Source organism: Salinarimonas soli (genome assembly GCF_008386575.1).
Taxonomy (GTDB): domain Bacteria; phylum Pseudomonadota; class Alphaproteobacteria; order Rhizobiales; family Beijerinckiaceae; genus Salinarimonas_A; species Salinarimonas_A soli.
This window is the reverse complement of the sequence record NZ_VUOA01000074.1, coordinates 296-507: the sequence shown is the minus strand read 5'-3', so window position 1 is coordinate 507 and position 212 is coordinate 296. Positions and strand designations below refer to the sequence as shown.

At 70.8% G+C, this 212-nt stretch carries 1 protein-coding gene; it reads left to right on the top strand.

Annotated features, from left to right (window positions below; translation table 11 throughout):
- Positions 1–84: 84 nt before the first annotated feature.
- The coding region (locus F0L46_RS27615; protein WP_438646720.1) for a transposase at positions 85–212 on the top strand (128 nt) is incomplete at its 3' end.

Genomic DNA, 212 nt, shown 5'->3' with positions numbered 1-212 from the left:
CCTCAGAGTCTGACTCGGAATGGGGTTGGGTGATCGTGGGGCCGTGTGGTCCTCTTGTGGTTGCGACACCCAGGAGGCCCGGCGATGGCTTGGACCACGACCACCCGCGCGCAGCATGCGCGCGATCACCTGCGCTACGCAAGCGACCTCACCGACGCCGAGTGGGCCTTGATCGCGCCGGCTCTGCCCGGCCCGGCCCCGCGCGGACGACG